This window comes from Gordonia sp. NPDC057258 (assembly GCF_042668985.1).
GTDB lineage: Bacteria > Actinomycetota > Actinomycetes > Mycobacteriales > Mycobacteriaceae > Gordonia > Gordonia hongkongensis.
In genome coordinates this window covers 1-1,147 of sequence record NZ_JBHUXZ010000096.1, presented here as the reverse complement: position 1 = coordinate 1,147, position 1,147 = coordinate 1, and the positions used below count along the sequence as shown (strand labels likewise).

Genomic DNA, 1,147 nt, shown 5'->3' with positions numbered 1-1,147 from the left:
CCCCGACTGAGATGTGTCCGCCGACCGGCCCGACTGTCGCCACTCCACTCTGACAGGAAGGCATCTTCCATGATCGTTATCGGTGCCGATGTGCACAAGCGCACGCACACCTTCGTCGCGGTCGACGCTGTCGGTAAACAACTCGGATCCACGGTGGTGCCGGCCACGACGGCCGGTCACCGCACAGCCATGCAGTGGGCTCACGCTCGTTTCGGTACCGAGGTGTTGTGGGCCATCGAGGACTGCCGCAACATGTCGGCCCGGCTGGAACGCGACCTGCTGGGCGCGGATCAGAAGGTGGTGCGGGTAGCGCCGCACTTGATGGCCGAACATCGGCGTACCGGACGTGAACGCGGCAAGTCCGATCCGATCGACGCGTTGGCTGTGGCTCGGGCCGCTGCACGCGAACCCGACCTTCCGGTGGCGTCTCACGATGCCGTGTCCTACGAGATGAAAGCTCTCGTGGACTATCGGGATTGCCTTGTGCGCGAACGAACCTCGAAGATCAACCGGGTGTTGTGGCGGGTGCATCAACTCGATCCCGAGTACCACATCAAAAAGGGTGGGTTGACGGCGAAGAAGCATCAGAAAGCACTGCAAACCTGGCTGGAGCCTCAAAGCAGTGTCGATGCCCGCCTGGCCGGCAAGGAAGTCGCCGCCATCTACGACCTGACCGTGGAGATCAATGAGGTCGAAAAGGAGATCACCAAGAAGGTTTCCGACGCGGTGCCCACCCTGTTGGCGATGCCCGGCTGTGGCGCGCTCAGCGCCGCGAAACTCCTCGGCGAATCCGCCGACATCACCCGCTTCCCCGGGGAGGCCCAGTTCGCCCGCCACGCGGGAATCGCCCCAGTGCCGGTGTGGTCGGCCAACCCCGGACGCCATCGACTCACCCGGTCTGGCAACCGCCAGATCAATGCCGCGATCCACCGCATCGCGCTGACCCAGGCACGCATGCCCGACACCCTCGGCCACGCCTATTACGAGAAGAAGAAGGCCGAAAACAAGACCCCTCGCGAGGCGATGCGCTGCCTCAAACGCCGCCTCGCCCGCGTCGTCTACAACCACCTCACCACCGACCACCACGCCCGCACCCGCAAAGCCGACAACCCAACACCCGCCGCCGCTTGACATAGGAGCTATGAGC

Annotated in this window: 1 protein-coding gene; it reads left to right on the top strand. The window is 64.3% G+C overall.

What is annotated here, in order from left to right:
* Positions 1-69: 69 nt before the first annotated feature.
* On the top strand, positions 70-1,131 hold the full coding sequence (locus ACFUEJ_RS24260) for an IS110 family transposase (RefSeq protein WP_068970515.1): 1,062 nt from the start codon (positions 70-72) through the stop codon (positions 1,129-1,131).
* Positions 1,132-1,147 lie beyond the last annotated feature (16 nt).

Excerpts from the sequence above, each read along its gene's own strand:
- ACFUEJ_RS24260 (WP_068970515.1), top strand. The coding sequence starts at position 70 with ATGATCGTTATCGGTGCCGATGTGCACAAGCGCACGCACACCTTCGTC.